This window comes from Bacillus sp. FSL M8-0256 (assembly GCF_038005765.1).
Lineage (GTDB): Bacteria > Bacillota > Bacilli > Bacillales > Bacillaceae > Bacillus > Bacillus safensis.
Genome location: NZ_JBBOTU010000001.1, coordinates 1,535,277 through 1,549,625 on the forward strand (window position 1 = coordinate 1,535,277; position 14,349 = coordinate 1,549,625).

Sequence of the window (14,349 nt, forward strand, 5' to 3'; positions counted from 1 at the left end):
AGAAGTCGTCATCTGTCAGACATAGTCTGCTTAAAGGATCGTGAAGAAAGACATCTATATGAAAAGGGGCAAATGGGAGATAAGAGGGGGATTTCATGGTGAGTACAATAGCTAAAAAGCGGGGGTTTGGCGCTGTCTTATGGGATTACTTGACAACGGTTGACCACAAAAAAATTGCCATATTATATTTAGTGGCAGGGGGATTTTTCTTTTTGGTTGGCGGCCTAGAAGCGATGTTTATCCGTATTCAGCTAGCCATCCCTGAAAATGATTTTGTCAGTGCAGGGGTTTACAATGAAATCATGACGATGCATGGAACGACAATGATTTTCCTTGCAGCTATGCCGCTGTTATTTGCATTAATGAATGCGGTAGTACCAATTCAAATTGGTGCACGTGACGTAGCATTTCCGTTTGTGAATTCACTTGGTTTTTGGTTATTCTTTTTCGGAGGAATTTTCTTAAACCTTGGATGGTTTATGGGCGGAGCACCTGATGCAGGCTGGACTGCATACGCTTCGCTCACGCTGAATTCAGAAGGTCATGGAATGGATTTCTACATTTTAGGTTTACAGATCGCGGGTATTGGTACGCTGATCGCAGGAATTAACTTTCTTGCAACGATTATTAATATGAGAGCGCCTGGTATGACGTATATGAGAATGCCGCTCTTTACTTGGACGACATTTGTCGCCTCCGCACTTATTTTATTCGCATTCCCTCCGCTGACAGCAGGGCTTGCGATGCTGATGCTTGATAGAATGTTTGACACGAGCTTTTTCAATCCAGAGCTTGGAGGAAATACAATCATCTGGGAGCATTTGTTCTGGATTTTCGGACACCCGGAAGTATATATCTTGATCCTGCCGGCATTCGGAATCTTCTCTGAGATCATTCCGGTGTTTGCAAGAAAAAGATTGTTTGGTTACTCGTCCATGGTGTTCGCTACTGTATTGATTGGTTTCCTTGGATTCATGGTGTGGGCGCATCACATGTTCACTACGGGGCTTGGACCTATCGCCAATGCGATCTTTGCTGTAGCGACCATGGCAATTGCGGTGCCAACAGGAATTAAAGTATTCAACTGGCTGCTCACGATATGGGGCGGTAATGTGAAGTTTACAACGCCGATGCTTTATTCTGTTGCCTTTATTCCGTCGTTCTTACTTGGCGGGGTAACTGGGGTCATGCTTGCAGCAGCTGCAGCGGATTATCAGTTCCATGATACGTATTTTGTTGTGGCGCATTTCCATTACGTCATTATCGGCGGGGTTGTATTCGGTATTCTAGCAGGTGTGCATTACTGGTGGCCGAAGATGTTTGGAAAAATACTGAATGAGAAGCTTGGGAAAATTGGCTTTGTGCTGTTTTTCATCGGTTTCCATTTAACTTTCTTTATCCAGCATTTTCTCGGTTTATGGGGCATGCCGCGCCGGGTCTTTACATTCCTGCCAGGTCAGGGTCTAGAGCTTGGGAACTTAGTCAGTACGATTGGGGCACTGTTTATGTTTGTAGCTGTTGTGATCATGCTGATTAACATCATCTGGACAACAGCAAAAGGAGAGCGGGTATCGAGTGATCCTTGGGGAGATGGAAGAACACTTGAATGGGCAGTTTCTTCGCCTCCGCCAGAATACAACTTTAAACAGCTGCCGCTTGTGAGAGGACTAGATCCATTATGGATTGAAAAAATGGATGGTAAAAAAGGAATGACAGCATCTGAACCGCTCGATGATATTCACATGCCGAATAACTCCATTTTGCCTGTCATTATCTCATTCGGTCTATTTGTGTCAGCGTTTGGTTTCATGTATCGTCAAGAGCACAGCTGGGGGCTTCCGGTGATCTTCATTGGTCTTGGTATTACGTTTGCGACCATGCTGGTTAGGTCTTTGAAAGATGATCATGGATACCATATTCACAAAGAAGATTTGACTGACGACGATGATAAAGGGGTGAAAGCATAATGGAACCACAAAAAATGACGGCGGAAACCTTTCCGGCTTCTCCTGAGAAGGCCACGTTAGAAGGGAAGAATAAGTTTGTCGGGTTCTGGCTGTTTCTTGGAGGAGAAACCGTTCTGTTTGCATCGCTTTTTGCCACTTATTTGGCGCTGAAAAACTCAAATGCAGGCGGAGCAAAAACAACTGATATGTTTGACCTCACACTTGTCTTTATTGCCACAATGCTTCTATTAACGAGCAGTTTAACGAGTGTGTATGCCATGTATCATATGAAAAACTTTGCCTTTAAAAAAATGCAGCTTTGGCTTGGTATCACGGTCCTTTTAGGTGCTGGATTTTTAGGGGTTGAGATATATGAGTTTTATCACTATGTGCATGCGTATGAATTTACGATTACCAGCTCTGCTCTTGGTTCTTCCTTCTATACACTTGTAGGAACTCACGGAGCTCACGTCGCCTTCGGACTTTGCTGGATTACCGCTCTTATGATTCGAAATATGAGACGCGGACTCGATTTATACAATGCGCCGAAATATTATGTGGCTAGTCTCTATTGGCACTTCATTGATGTTGTGTGGGTCTTCATCTTTACCGTTGTATATTTAATGGGAATGGTGGGATAAGAATGGGAAATAAAAACACAAATCAGTCTAAAGTCGACCTTGTATATCGTAAAAAGAAAAATGCCGAAGAAATGAAGCATCAGCTCATTTCTTTCGGCTTGATGATTGGATTAACATTTGTTGCGTTTTTAACGATCGCCTCAGAAGACGTTGGAAATTGGTTCGCAGTACCATTTATTTTACTGCTTGCAGGCATTCAGGTAGCTTTTCAGCTTTATTATTTTATGCACATGAACCAAAAAGGGCATGAAACACCCGCCTTGTTTCTATACTCAGGTGTGTTTGTTGCGTTTATTACCGTATTAGCCTTTTTGACCATTATATGGTGGTAAACCCGCTTTGCCCTTGAAGGAGGCGCAGCAATGGAGAACTTAGAAATTTTCGGATTTCGGGCTTTATGGAGCCCTTATTATTTGACTTGTATTGTGATAGCAGCTGCTCTTTATCTGCTTCTTGTGACAAAGGGAAAGCACCGTGCGACGGTGAAAGAGAAGACGTTGTTTCTGACAGGGCTTGTTCTGTTATATGCTGTGAAAGGAAGCCCAATTGATTTAATGGGGCATATTATGTTTAGTGCACATATGGCGCAAATGGCGGTGCTGTACTTAGTCATCCCGCCTCTCCTTATTACAGGATTGCCTCCAGCCATTTGGGAGCGGATCATTCAAACACCAGGTATTCAAGCTGTTTTCCGTTTGTTTTCCAAACCTTTAATTGCACTGCTTGGGTTTAACGGCTTGTTTTCGCTGTATCACATTCCGCTTGTGTTTGATTTTGTGAAAACAGATCCGTTTTACCACGCAGTGATGACGGTGGTTATTTTTATCGCTGCCTTTTTCATGTGGTGGCCGCTTGTCCATAAAGTTCAAAGTCAGCCGCAGATCACAGGCATTTTGAAGCTTGGATATATCATGGCAGACGGGATATTGATGACACCGGCCTGTGCACTCATCATGTTTAGTGAAGCACCGATCTATGCAACCTATTCAGATGCCGGCGCATGGATACAAGCACTGCATTTATGTGTGCCAAGTGATATGCTGGCAGGCCTTGCCCTCACTGGCCCTGATATGTTCCACACCTTGCCACTGCTAGAGGACCAGCAGCTAGGTGCGATTTTGATGAAAATTATTCAGGAGATTGTGTACGGCTCTATTCTTGCTGTTGTCTTCTTTGACTGGGCAAGAAAAGAAAGAGCAAAAGATGCCGTACCAGATGCGCTTATTCCGAAATATGAATAAAAAAAGCACAGCCATCTGGCTGTGCTTTAATCTTAGAAAAAGGGCTAAAATTAAGATCATTTTAGCCCATAGTTTTTATGCTTCAGCCGTCATGGCTTCTAGTTTTTCCTTCAGCTGTGCAAGTGTTTTTTTGCTTGATTGGATGAGAGAGTTAGGGAATTCTTCGCCTTCGCCGTATTCAACGCCATGTGGATAATAGTGTTTTCCTAGTAACGGTGTTAGAAGCTGAATGTGTGCTTTTTTGGAACCGACATCTCCTTCAGTAGCGTAGCCGGAAATCCGTAAATAAAAGGTTCCCTCTACCATGCTGTACTTTCTGTCGTATGTCACACGCTCATAATCCCATTGATCGGCTCGTACAAATCCTTCACTTTCCATAATGAAATCTAATTTATTTAAGTCAGCTGATACCTTTTCAATCCCCGTACCTTCAAACTTCACCCAAAACCCCTCCTTATAAAATTTCCCTTTACTGACAATCATAGTATGAAAGCGTTAAACTTTCAACTGTGAAAGGTATGTTCTTTTATAAGCTGGTTACAGTAATAAAGAAAATAACGGATGGAGGAATCAACGTGAAAACGAAAAAAATCAAAGATATTATGACCAAAAAAGTAGTGACATGTAATCAAGATGACAATACGTATGAAGCAGCAGTCAAAATGAGAGATGCTGATATTGGTGCCATTCCAGTGGTTGACGGAGATCAGCTCGTTGGGATAGTGACAGACCGTGACCTTGTGCTTAGAGGCATTGCAGAAAAAAAGCCAAACTCACAGGAAGTGGGCTCGCTGATGACAAAGGAAGTATTAACAGCTGAAGAAGATGCAACACTTGAAGAAATTGTCCGGCTCATGTCAGAGCATCAGCTCCGCCGCATTCCCGTTGTGAAAAACGGCGCATTAACAGGGATTGTCGCTCTTGGAGATTTATCAGTCGAAGATTTATCAAATGATCGCGCGGGAGAGGCACTGACAGAAATCTCTCAACAGGATCAAGATCATGGACAAGGATTTCTTCATTAAGAGGGGCATATTTTAAATTCGTGTTAAATAGGCTGTATTGTCGTTGATAAATGGAGCAAGTTTTGTTTAAATGACAGTAGAAGGTACTTTTTGTACCTTGCCAATTTAACGGAGGTGTTTATTTGAAAACTGTGCTTAAAACACTCCTCATCCTCCTGATTATATCTGGAACGTACGTTCTGTTTATTCAATATGGATCTTCACCAGAAAAAGAAAACAGCAATGAACCGAAGGTGTCTAATGAAGAAACATCTAGCGATAAGCCGATCAACATCCCAAAAAAAGGGCTCATGTCCTTTATGGGGAAATCTTCAAACGAAGTGCTTAAACAGCTGGGAGAACCAGATCGAATTGATCCTTCCGCATATGATTATGACTGGTGGATTTACAACCAATCGAAGAAGCACTATATTCAAGTAGGGGTAAAGGATAGTAAAGTGGTGACCTTGTTTGCCACAGGAGACGGTCTGAATGTAGAACCGTTTAAAATCGGTCAAGCCACGAGTGAAGTATTTAAGAAAACACAAATTGCACCTTACATTCATGTGGAGGATGAACAAAATTCATACCGCTTTGAATTCTCAGAAGATGATATGAATACAAGACCTACTGTGAAAGTGGGAGATGATGTGTATGTTCAGCTTTACATGGATAAGTTTGAAAGCACCCTTTCAAGTATCAGGGCCTTCAACGCAGATACATTTGTGAAACAAAAGCCGTATGAGGTGGTCTACCGAGGTCAATTGGTAGAACCTGAGGCGATATCAGGCGAAAAGTGGAAAGATATCGAAGCTTCCAGTCAAAAACAAATTTTTGATATGACCAATATTATCCGCCATAAGTACAACCTGCCGATCTTAAAGTGGGATGATGAAACCTCTGAAGTGGCATTCATGCATAGTGAGGACATGAAAGAGAATCATTATTTCTCCCATGAATCTAAAAAATACGGTACGCTGAAAGACCGGTTAGAAAGAGGCGAGGTGGGCTTTCAGCTCGCAGGTGAAAACATTGCCTATAACTATGTCGATGGACCTGCAGCGGTAGAGGGCTGGCTCAATAGTGAAGGTCACAGGAAGGCGTTATTAAATAAAGATTACACGCATCTTGGCGTAGGGGTGAAAGAAAAATATTACACCCAAAATTTCATCAAGAAAACTTCTTAAACGAAAGCAGCTGCATGGTCGCAGCTGTTTTTTTGATGGTTAAAAAGAGGCTCACCAAAACAGATGCTGGTGTATATAGTATAGTAGGCATTTGTATGGGGGGTGAGGATATGACAAACAAGCATAAACAAACATCCATTGATGAATTTAAACAATTCGTCAGACGCCATCCGAAGTTAATTCAAGAAGTGCAAACGCAAGAAAAAAGCTGGCAAAGTGTATACGAGAATTGGGTCATGTTTGGTGAGGAAGATGAGATGTGGTCACCTTACCGGCAATCGAAATCTGAAGATGCGAAAGAAGAAAAAGCCTCTAAGCCAAGTGAAGCAGGAAAAGCAGATTTTATGTCTAAAATGGTTTCTGCTGTGAAAAAAATGGACGCTGATCAAATGAATGAACAGATTAACAAAATGAGCCAGTCTATTTCCTCTTTACAAAGCTTGCTCGGCCAATTTTCATCCAATGGTTCAAAGAAAGGTTCATCTGGAGGCAGTCAGCACCCATTCTCCTTCAGGAAAGATTAAGTGAAAGGGGATGCTTCTGGTGCGAAAAGAAGTACAGGAATTTGTCATGGCCGAAGAGGAGCGAATCAAATTCATAAGGCAGCGTCCTATCTGGTACAGACAGCTGACGCGACATCCTGAAAATCTAACGTCCTTTGAATTAGATAAAATGAACTTTTACGAAAAAACCATTCCTCATCGTGTGAGTCAGTTGAGCAATAGCGTCCAAATGGCTGAAATGATGATTCAAATGTTCCAAGCAATGCGCAATCAAAATGGAGCCGGTTGAGGCTTTTTTTGAGTTGATTAAGATGTCTATTTCCTGAGCATCCTATAAAAGTAGATGAAAGGAGAATCAGATGATGAAATGGATGCTGTCAATAGGCGCATTGCTTTTTCTTGTCACCGGGTGTCAAAGTCAACATGGAGAAGAGCAAGTGATTAAGCAAGATCCAGCAGTACCAGTCATGCAGCAAGCACAAAGCGAAATGAAGCAGCAAGGCTTTTTGAAATACAAAGTGCAAGGGTCGTCTGTCTATATAGAAAGTACACTTCAAGATTTTCATCTTCAGCCAGAGCGTCTGAAAAAGAACGAGAAGGCGGGATATTTCACAGTGTATGTAGACGGGAAACGTGCAGGGAATGAGTATACTGCGGCATTTGTGGTCAAGCATCTTTCAAAAGGAAAGCATAAAATGACTGTTGTGCTGAATTCCCGTCATCCAGAATATAAACAGAAAAGAGAAACATGGGATGTATTTGTCACGTAAAAGCATTTTCTGATCCATAGGTTTCGTGGTAAACTATGAATTGGAGGTGCAACATTTATGTATGCGACAATCGAATCTGTGGAGCTCCAAGAGGAAGCAAATCAATTGGCTGCCATGATTCTTCAGTCGGAGGAGGCTGAACATTACCGCAACTGCTTTAAGCGTCTCCAGCAAGACGAAGAAGCCCAACAAATTATTGCCCATTTTACAAAAGTAAAAGAGCAGTATGAGGATGTGCAGCGGTTCGGCAAATATCATCCGGACTATAGAACGATCTCAAAGGAAATGCGTGAGGTCAAAAGAAAGCTAGATCTTCACGATACAGTGGTTGATTTCAAAAAAGCAGAAACAGCGATTCAATCCATCTTAGATGAGATTAGTATTGAAATCGGTCAAGCTGTATCAGCATATATTAAAGTTCCAACAGGGAACCCATATTTTGATGGTCTATCATCATGCGGCGGTGGCTGTGGATCAGGTGGCAGCTGCGGCTGTAAAGTATCTTGACGAGACTTGAATGTCTCGTCTTTTACATAATGAATGAAAAGAATTGAAAAGCGGCAGGTGAAAAGATGGAAACCAAACGTCAAGGGATGGTCGTCTGGCTGCATTCGTTAAAGCAGTCAAAAGCGCTAAGAAAATTCGGGAATGTTCACTATATTTCAAGGAAAATGAAATATGCTGTGATCTATTGTGATATGGATGATCTTGAGCGCCATATGGCTAAACTCAGCTCGTTACCATTTGTGAAACGTGTTGAGCCTTCATATAAACCTTTTATTAAATTAGAGTACGAATCCAAATTGGACAAAGCAAAAGAGTATGATTATAAGGTGGGCTTTTAAAGACACAAAAAAATCCCCGCGGCATCACCCGCGGGGTCCTTCTATTCTTAATGATTCATTAAGGAGAAGGCAAAGGGAGAGGAGAAACCGGAGGAAGAACTTATGGGGAAACGTAAGTCTTCTCCGCGGTTGGCAACAGCACCACATCAGATGCTGTTATAAATAGTATGACCCCGTATTTCTTGATCTATACATAGAAAATGAATGAATATCATTGCATTGTTCCTTGAGGAGTGATGTGGTAAGATAATGTTGAATTTTTTGTCATAAACAATGACCAATAGAAGCAAGTAGAAAAAGTGGTGGAAAAATGAGAGTCATCTCTGGAACGAAAAAAGGCCGCACACTTAAAGCGGTACCAGGTCAATCAACAAGACCGACGACAGATAAAGTAAAAGAATCAATATTTAATATGATCGGCCCGTATTTTGATGGCGGATGGGCTCTTGATTTATTTGCAGGAAGCGGTGGTTTAGGGATTGAAGCGCTTTCTAGAGGATTCGATCATTGCATATTTGTTGATCGAGATATAAAGGCGATTCAGACGATTAAAGGAAACCTGAATCAATTGTCGCTAATGGATCAAAGTGAAGTGTTTCGAAATGAAGCAAAGCGTGCACTTGCAGCTGTTGTGAAACGAGAGGAATCCTTTCAAGCCATTTTCCTTGATCCGCCCTATAAAGATCAACAGCTAAAAGCACTTCTTGAAATGATTGACGAGCACGCCTTGTTAACAGATGACGGCGTGATCGTGTGTGAGCATGATAAAGATGTGAAGCTGCCAGAAGAAGCAGGGCAGCTCCACATCACAAGACAGGAACTGTACGGATTGACTGGTATTACGATCTATAGAAAGCGGGGAAATTAGCATGGGGAACATAGCCGTTTGTCCGGGCAGTTTCGATCCAGTTACATTGGGGCATTTGGATATCATCAAAAGAGGTGCAAAGATTTTTGATGAAGTGTATGTATGTGTACTAAATAATTCATCTAAAAAACCGTTATTTACTGTTGAAGAACGGTGTGAGCTTATTCGCCAAGCAACGAAGGAGCTGCCAAATATCAAAGTTGAATCGTTTCACGGTCTGCTTGTTGATTATGCGAAGCAAAAAGAAGCCAAAGTCATTTTACGCGGACTAAGAGCTGTGACGGACTTTGAGTATGAGATGCAAGGCACCTCAATGAACAAAGTGTTAGACGATGAAATTGAAACGTTTTTTATGATGACCAACAATCAATATTCATTCTTAAGCTCCAGCATTGTCAAAGAAGTAGCGAAATATCATGGGGCAGTCAACGATCTTGTACCAAAAGAGGTAGAAGCAGCGCTGAAGGAAAAATTTAATGGATGAGTGCCACCCGGCACTCATCCATTTTTTAATTTCCGATAGTATAGCGCGATATACACTATCATACTGCAAAGTGTGATGAAGGGACCGGCTTTCACAAGCTGATTCCAAAGCACGCTGCTGAACATGACGACCTGCTGGCTTGCATCAAAGGCACCCGCTGGGAGAGCCATGTCTGATCGAGAGACATAAAGAGGCTTGAATAATAAAAAGGCAAAAACAGCTGCATAAATTCCGTGAAGCAAACGGGCGAAGAAAAACGGTTTAAAGCGGATATCGGTTGCCGCTAAAATGCCGGCGACTTGGGCTTGAACAGAAAACCCGCTGAATCCTAAAATAAAGCTGACGACAATGGTTTTAGCGAGAAGGGTGACTTCCTGTGACCCCGTCATCTGGCTTCCTAATGTGATTTCAAATAAACCGGCAATCATGGCAAGGTCTAATTCTGGCGGAAGATGCATCGTTTGCAGCATATATCCGAGCCCGATGGATAAAAGGTCTGTCACATGGACAACTGACAGCATTTTGCTAAACACAGAAAATAAGATAATAAAGCCGCCAATCATAAAGAGTGTTTGGACTGATGACATGACTGCATCACTTAAAATTTGGCCGAGCGGTCTTTTCTCTGCGAGTCTTGCTGTATGAAGAGCATTGAATGCCTCTTTAAACGGCGGGAATAAAAACTTCTTTCGGCTTCTTAGGTGTGCATCATGCCGCGCTTTATATGTCCGCATCGTCACACCAACAGCGAGATTCCCTAAATAATGAGCGCTGGCCAATACAATGCCTAAAGCTGGATGATGAAAAAAACCAACAGCCACTGCACCGAAAATAAACAATGGATTCGATGAATTTGTAAAGGAAACGAGACGCTCTGCTTCGATCCGCGTCAGCTGCCTTTCCTGCCTCAGTCTTGTCGTTAATTTCGCACCAGAAGGAAACCCTGAAGCCATTCCCATAGCCAGTACAAATCCCCCTACACCCGGCACCCGGAAGATGGGGCGCATAAATGGCTCTAATAATACCCCGACAAATCTGACAATCCCAAAACTAATTAATAGCTCGGACAAAATAAAAAAAGGAAGCAATGATGGAAATACAACCTCCCACCACATTGCAAGTCCATTTTTCGATGCTTGCAAAGAGGCTTGTGGGTGTGTAATCACAGTGGCTGTTAAGAAAATAAAAAAAGCAGCGATGAACAGAGTGTTCCATTTTTTCATGGAGATTTCGCCCCTTGCCGTTATGATCTATTGGTGAGCTCGTGATTATAGAAAAAGAAACTAGCCGAGCCTGTCTTCTATTACTATACGAGCAGTAGGGGCATGTTTAGACCTATAGATTCGTATATATGCATAGAAAGAGGAGGGTGGATTTTCATGAAGCGACCGATCATCGGGCTTGCACTAGGCTCCGGGGGTGCGAGGGGAATGGCGCATATCGGGGTTTTGTCTAGTCTTGAGAAGCAAGGGATACAGGTAGATATGATCGCTGGAAGCAGTATTGGCGCACTTGTTGGGAGCTTTTATGCGGCAGGACAAGACGTAGAAAAAATGAAAAAACTTGCACTTGTCTTCAGAAGAAAGTATTATGCTGACTATACACTGCCAAAAATCGGTCTTTTAAAAGGAAATCGAATTTTGCAGCTGATTCACACGTTTACATATGGGAAAAAATTCGAAGAATTAAGAATGCCCCTTGCGGTGGTTGCCTGTGACCTCGAGACAGGGGAAAAGGTTGTGTTTAAAGAAGGGTCTGTCTCACAAGCAGTCAGAGCAAGCATCAGCATTCCAGGCGTGTTTGTTCCTCATGAAATGGGCGGCAGACAGCTAGTGGATGGAGCGGTTGTTGACCGCATTCCTGTGTCTGTTTTAAAAGAAATGGGCGCAGACCTTATTATCGCCTCTGATGTATCTAGGGTGAAAAAAACAGAAAAGGCGACGAGATTATCGGATGTGATTATGCAAAGTTTGGACATCCTTCAAAATGAATTGGTCCGTCATCAAACCATTCATGCAGATCTCATGATTCGGCCGAGGCTTGAAACATTCAGCTCCAGTTCATTCACTCAGGTTCAGGAGATGATTGAAGCTGGTGAGCTCGCCGCAGACCAATTAGCAGGTGAACTGAAAGATGTCATTGATAAATGGGAGTGTTAATCGAATGAAAAAATTGAATATTCGCTGGCTCAGCTTTTTTGTTATTGTTCTTGTCTTATTTGGCTTAACTTTTGTTAAACTGCCGTATTACGTGACAAAGCCGGGTGATGCAACAGAGATTGCCCCTCACATTCAAGTGGATGGTGGATACGGCGAGAAGGGCAGCTTCTCTCTTATGACGATAAAAGTAGGTCCAGCCAATCCGTATACGTATTTGCTTGCGAAAATGAATAAATATGACGAAATCGTCCCAGAAGAAAATATTAAAGCGGACGGAGAGTCGGATGAAGATTATATGAAAAGACAGCTTCAGCTGATGAAAAGCTCTCAAGAAAATGCCATGATTGCAGCGTATACAAAAGCAGGCAAAAAAGTAGATTATACGTTTAATGGGGTATATGCGAGCTACGTCATGAAAGGCATGCCTGCTTACGGCAAAATTGAAGTGGGCGACCGGATTAAAAGCGTTGATGGCAAGACGTATGATTCTGCTGATAAAATGGTGTCGTATATCAGCCGTCAAAAAGCTGGTACATCTGTCCGTTTTGTCCTTGAACGCAACGGCAAGGATATCACGCAGAAAGTGAAGTTGAAGCCTTTTAAAGAAGAGCCGAATCGAGTCGGAATTGGCGTATCTTTATTTACAGACCGAAATGTGAAAGTGTCGCCTTCTATTAAAGTGGATATTGAAAATATCGGCGGCCCGTCGGCAGGTTTAATGATGTCACTTGAAATTTATAATCAGCTGACAAAAGAAGACGAAACACATGGCTATGCGATTGCAGGGACTGGAACGATAGACGCTGATGGTACGGTCGGGCCAATTGGCGGAATAGATCAAAAGGTTGTTGCAGCAGATAAAGCAGGAAAAGATATCTTCTTTGCACCAAATGATAAAGGTGATCCAAATTCAGACTACAAAAATGCAGTGAAAACAGCGAAAGATATTAAAAGTAAGATGAAAATCGTTCCTGTGGACACTATGCAGGACGCACTGAACTATTTAAACAAGTTAAAAGAGAAAGCATCTTAAGTGAAAAAAGAGCAGCCTTAGGCTGCTCTCAGCGTGTAGACAAACCCTCGCATTCGGTGTCAGGTCTCTGCGCCGGTACTCACGAATGTCAAATTCGCTCCGTTCCGGTGCTCGCCCTTCCTAGACTTCAAAGGTTTTCTATCACGCTGAAAAGAAGACAAAGGGATAAAATAAAGATCATTTTAGCCCTTTGTCAACAATCAGAGAGCAGCCTTCATCAAAGGCTGCTCTTTTTATCGAGATTGGAAGAGACCAGTCTCTTCATCATAGCGGATCGGTGAGGTTTTAAATTCTGCTTCTGTTAACTTTGTTTGCATTGGTTCGCTGATGGGAAGGCTGAAGACGCGGGAAGCGCGAATGTCAAGATCAAGGGCAGGATGTGAAAAGGAAGACAGCTTGCTGACAAGCGGTACGTCCAATTCCTTTTTGACAAGAGATAAGTATTGCTGACCTTTCTTTGACATACCAAGTAAACGAATGTATGGCGCGTGTTTCTCCTTTAGCAGCTCATGCATAACAGTTTTCTTCACCCTCATTAAAAGGTGCGTATTCATCCGCTGCAGCCTTGTCCACGTATATCGTTTTGTTTTCACAAGTGATAGATATTCCTCGTAGGTGGACGCATGTGTGATCGCCTTTTGCATGCGGTGTTCGATGCCTTCTTCAATTTCATAGATGCCTTCTAATTCTGCTGTATCCATTGTGTGAAACACATGTTTTAAGAAGCTGAAATAGTCTTCTTGCGTATGTAAAAGACCATAAGAAGAAGAATAGTCATGTAATTGCTTAAGCGAAGCTTCCGGGAGATAAGAGGCGACAGTTTCAAATGACCCGTTCTCTTTTAAGGCTTTTCGGATGCTTGTCGCGCTTGCGATTTTCTGATGTTTAGGAAGCTCTTGATCATGATAACCGGATGCAATTCTTTGAGAGGTAAAGGGCTCTATGTGAGGAGATCTCTCTAAGATGGCTTTGACATAGTGGAAGCCTAAAATGTTATTGGGCTTAGACAGATCCAGTAAGTGTTTAGGATCAATGATCTTTTGAAACGCAGCGGCAGAGGCTGCCGGATAACTAAGCCCTTCTTTGACCTTTGCTTTTGTGAAAAGGTCAATTTCTTCTTTTTTTTCATGCCAAGCGTGCGCTGTTCGCTCAAATGCTTTAATGTCCCCATCCTCGCTTCCGAAAAAAAGGGAGCGGCATTTTAAAGCGTCTAAAATAGACACAGCGCCATTTGCAAAGGTTTCTGCCTTTTGCACTGCATAGATGTATGGAAGCTCACATACGATGTCTACACCGTTTTGCAATGCCATTTTTGTACGTGCCCATTTGGAGACGATAGCAGGCTCTCCGCGCTGGAGAAAGGATCCGCTCATGACGGCAATGGCTACATCTGAGGAGGTATGTGTTTTCGCCTGGCGAACATGATAGGCATGCCCATAATGAAATGGATTGTACTCGACAACGACTCCTGTTGCTTTCAATAGATGTTCCGCCTTTCTTGCTATGGTTAAATGGTCTATGCTACAGTAGCATAAGGGAAAAATGAAGCCCATTTTTTTCAGTGTAGGCATTCCGTGAACTGATGTCAAACAACGCTCTGACATCACAAAGGACTGTAAAGAAAAAATATTGACAAATAGCATGATGAAAGCTATAATCATGTTTGTT

General features: G+C 42.5%; 18 protein-coding genes. 15 read left to right on the forward strand and 3 right to left on the reverse strand.

Annotated features, from left to right (window positions below; translation table 11 throughout):
* Positions 1-95: 95 nt before the first annotated feature.
* The 4 genes from ctaD to ctaG are packed head-to-tail and all read left to right on the forward strand — an operon-like array spanning position 96 to position 3,828.
* On the forward strand, positions 96-1,967 hold the full coding sequence (gene ctaD, locus NSQ76_RS07745) for a cytochrome c oxidase subunit I (RefSeq protein WP_024424779.1): 1,872 nt from the start codon (positions 96-98) through the stop codon (positions 1,965-1,967).
* Entirely contained in the window at positions 1,967-2,587 is a 621-nt protein-coding gene (gene ctaE, locus NSQ76_RS07750; protein WP_024424780.1) for a cytochrome c oxidase subunit III, read from the forward strand. The genes ctaD and ctaE overlap by 1 nt, the downstream gene beginning before the upstream one ends.
* Positions 2,588-2,589: 2 nt before the next feature.
* On the forward strand, positions 2,590-2,919 hold the full coding sequence (gene ctaF, locus NSQ76_RS07755) for a cytochrome c oxidase subunit IVB (RefSeq protein WP_024426910.1): 330 nt from the start codon (positions 2,590-2,592) through the stop codon (positions 2,917-2,919).
* Between the two features lie 30 nt (positions 2,920-2,949).
* Complete coding sequence (gene ctaG, locus NSQ76_RS07760) at positions 2,950-3,828, forward strand: cytochrome c oxidase assembly factor CtaG (RefSeq protein WP_024424782.1); 879 nt, start codon at positions 2,950-2,952, stop codon at positions 3,826-3,828.
* Between the two features lie 75 nt (positions 3,829-3,903).
* On the opposite strand, the gene NSQ76_RS07765 is transcribed toward ctaG, so the two are convergent.
* Positions 3,904-4,269, reverse strand: coding sequence for a YugN family protein (locus NSQ76_RS07765; protein WP_198456733.1), 366 nt, complete (start codon positions 4,267-4,269; stop codon positions 3,904-3,906).
* 161 nt (positions 4,270-4,430) lie between these two features.
* On the opposite strand from NSQ76_RS07765, the gene NSQ76_RS07770 reads away from it, so the two are divergent.
* The 9 genes from NSQ76_RS07770 (at position 4,431) to coaD (ending at position 9,489) form a co-directional block, all read left to right on the forward strand.
* Positions 4,431-4,853, forward strand: a complete 423-nt coding sequence (locus tag NSQ76_RS07770) for a CBS domain-containing protein (RefSeq protein ID WP_029706548.1) — start codon at positions 4,431-4,433, stop codon at positions 4,851-4,853.
* 122 nt (positions 4,854-4,975) lie between these two features.
* The gene (locus NSQ76_RS07775) at positions 4,976-6,019 is read left to right on the forward strand and encodes a CAP domain-containing protein (protein ID WP_024424280.1); all 1,044 of its coding nucleotides are present in this window, start codon (positions 4,976-4,978) and stop codon (positions 6,017-6,019) included.
* Positions 6,020-6,129: 110 nt separating this feature from the next.
* A complete protein-coding gene (locus NSQ76_RS07780) occupies positions 6,130-6,543 on the forward strand; it encodes a YlbD family protein (protein WP_034623703.1) in 414 nt (137 codons plus the stop codon).
* Between the two features lie 19 nt (positions 6,544-6,562).
* Entirely contained in the window at positions 6,563-6,811 is a 249-nt protein-coding gene (locus NSQ76_RS07785) for a YlbE-like family protein (protein ID WP_024424278.1), read from the forward strand.
* Between the two features lie 73 nt (positions 6,812-6,884).
* Positions 6,885-7,292: a hypothetical protein gene (locus NSQ76_RS07790; RefSeq protein ID WP_024426915.1), complete on the forward strand. Its 408-nt coding sequence runs from the start codon at positions 6,885-6,887 to the stop codon at positions 7,290-7,292.
* Between the two features lie 57 nt (positions 7,293-7,349).
* Positions 7,350-7,799 (forward strand): YlbF family regulator, encoded by a 450-nt coding sequence (locus tag NSQ76_RS07795; RefSeq protein ID WP_007499807.1) that lies wholly within the window; start codon positions 7,350-7,352, stop codon positions 7,797-7,799.
* Between the two features lie 65 nt (positions 7,800-7,864).
* Positions 7,865-8,137, forward strand: coding sequence for a YlbG family protein (locus tag NSQ76_RS07800; protein ID WP_024424276.1), 273 nt, complete (start codon positions 7,865-7,867; stop codon positions 8,135-8,137).
* A 310-nt stretch (positions 8,138-8,447) separates the two neighbouring features.
* Positions 8,448-9,005 carry a 16S rRNA (guanine(966)-N(2))-methyltransferase RsmD gene (gene rsmD / locus NSQ76_RS07805; protein WP_034623702.1) on the forward strand — a complete coding sequence of 186 codons (558 nt, stop codon included), beginning with the start codon at positions 8,448-8,450 and terminating at the stop codon, positions 9,003-9,005.
* A gap of 1 nt (position 9,006) precedes the next feature.
* On the forward strand, positions 9,007-9,489 hold the full coding sequence (gene coaD, locus NSQ76_RS07810; RefSeq protein ID WP_024424274.1) for a pantetheine-phosphate adenylyltransferase: 483 nt from the start codon (positions 9,007-9,009) through the stop codon (positions 9,487-9,489).
* Between the two features lie 14 nt (positions 9,490-9,503).
* Here the strand turns inward: coaD and ylbJ are convergent, their stop codons facing one another.
* On the reverse strand, positions 9,504-10,712 hold the full coding sequence (ylbJ, locus tag NSQ76_RS07815) for a sporulation integral membrane protein YlbJ (protein ID WP_034623700.1): 1,209 nt from the start codon (positions 10,710-10,712) through the stop codon (positions 9,504-9,506).
* A 156-nt stretch (positions 10,713-10,868) separates the two neighbouring features.
* Between ylbJ and NSQ76_RS07820 the strand changes: the two genes are divergently transcribed.
* Positions 10,869-11,648: a patatin-like phospholipase family protein gene (locus tag NSQ76_RS07820; protein ID WP_024424272.1), complete on the forward strand. Its 780-nt coding sequence runs from the start codon at positions 10,869-10,871 to the stop codon at positions 11,646-11,648.
* Positions 11,649-11,652: 4 nt separating this feature from the next.
* Positions 11,653-12,681 (forward strand): SepM family pheromone-processing serine protease, encoded by a 1,029-nt coding sequence (locus NSQ76_RS07825; RefSeq protein ID WP_025092533.1) that lies wholly within the window; start codon positions 11,653-11,655, stop codon positions 12,679-12,681.
* 233 nt (positions 12,682-12,914) lie between these two features.
* Here NSQ76_RS07825 and NSQ76_RS07830 read toward each other — a convergent pair whose 3' ends face one another.
* Positions 12,915-14,162 carry a nucleotidyltransferase gene (locus NSQ76_RS07830; RefSeq protein WP_034623712.1) on the reverse strand — a complete coding sequence of 416 codons (1,248 nt, stop codon included), beginning with the start codon at positions 14,160-14,162 and terminating at the stop codon, positions 12,915-12,917.
* Positions 14,163-14,349 lie beyond the last annotated feature (187 nt).

Bases quoted from the DNA above. Each gene is read 5' to 3' on its own strand.
- NSQ76_RS07820 (WP_024424272.1), top strand. From the start codon at position 10,869: ATGAAGCGACCGATCATCGGGCTTGCACTAGGCTCCGGGGGTGCGAGG.
- rsmD (WP_034623702.1), top strand. From the start codon at position 8,448: ATGAGAGTCATCTCTGGAACGAAAAAAGGCCGCACACTTAAAGCGGTA.
- NSQ76_RS07790 (WP_024426915.1), top strand. From the start codon at position 6,885: ATGAAATGGATGCTGTCAATAGGCGCATTGCTTTTTCTTGTCACCGGG.
- NSQ76_RS07795 (WP_007499807.1), top strand. From the start codon at position 7,350: ATGTATGCGACAATCGAATCTGTGGAGCTCCAAGAGGAAGCAAATCAA.
- ctaG (WP_024424782.1), top strand. From the start codon at position 2,950: ATGGAGAACTTAGAAATTTTCGGATTTCGGGCTTTATGGAGCCCTTAT.
- ylbJ (WP_034623700.1), bottom strand. From the start codon at position 10,712: ATGAAAAAATGGAACACTCTGTTCATCGCTGCTTTTTTTATTTTCTTA.
- coaD (WP_024424274.1), top strand. From the start codon at position 9,007: ATGGGGAACATAGCCGTTTGTCCGGGCAGTTTCGATCCAGTTACATTG.
- NSQ76_RS07825 (WP_025092533.1), top strand. From the start codon at position 11,653: ATGAAAAAATTGAATATTCGCTGGCTCAGCTTTTTTGTTATTGTTCTT.
- NSQ76_RS07770 (WP_029706548.1), top strand. From the start codon at position 4,431: ATGACCAAAAAAGTAGTGACATGTAATCAAGATGACAATACGTATGAA.
- ctaD (WP_024424779.1), top strand. From the start codon at position 96: ATGGTGAGTACAATAGCTAAAAAGCGGGGGTTTGGCGCTGTCTTATGG.
- ctaF (WP_024426910.1), top strand. From the start codon at position 2,590: ATGGGAAATAAAAACACAAATCAGTCTAAAGTCGACCTTGTATATCGT.
- NSQ76_RS07780 (WP_034623703.1), top strand. From the start codon at position 6,130: ATGACAAACAAGCATAAACAAACATCCATTGATGAATTTAAACAATTC.
- NSQ76_RS07800 (WP_024424276.1), top strand. From the start codon at position 7,865: ATGGAAACCAAACGTCAAGGGATGGTCGTCTGGCTGCATTCGTTAAAG.
- ctaE (WP_024424780.1), top strand. From the start codon at position 1,967: ATGGAACCACAAAAAATGACGGCGGAAACCTTTCCGGCTTCTCCTGAG.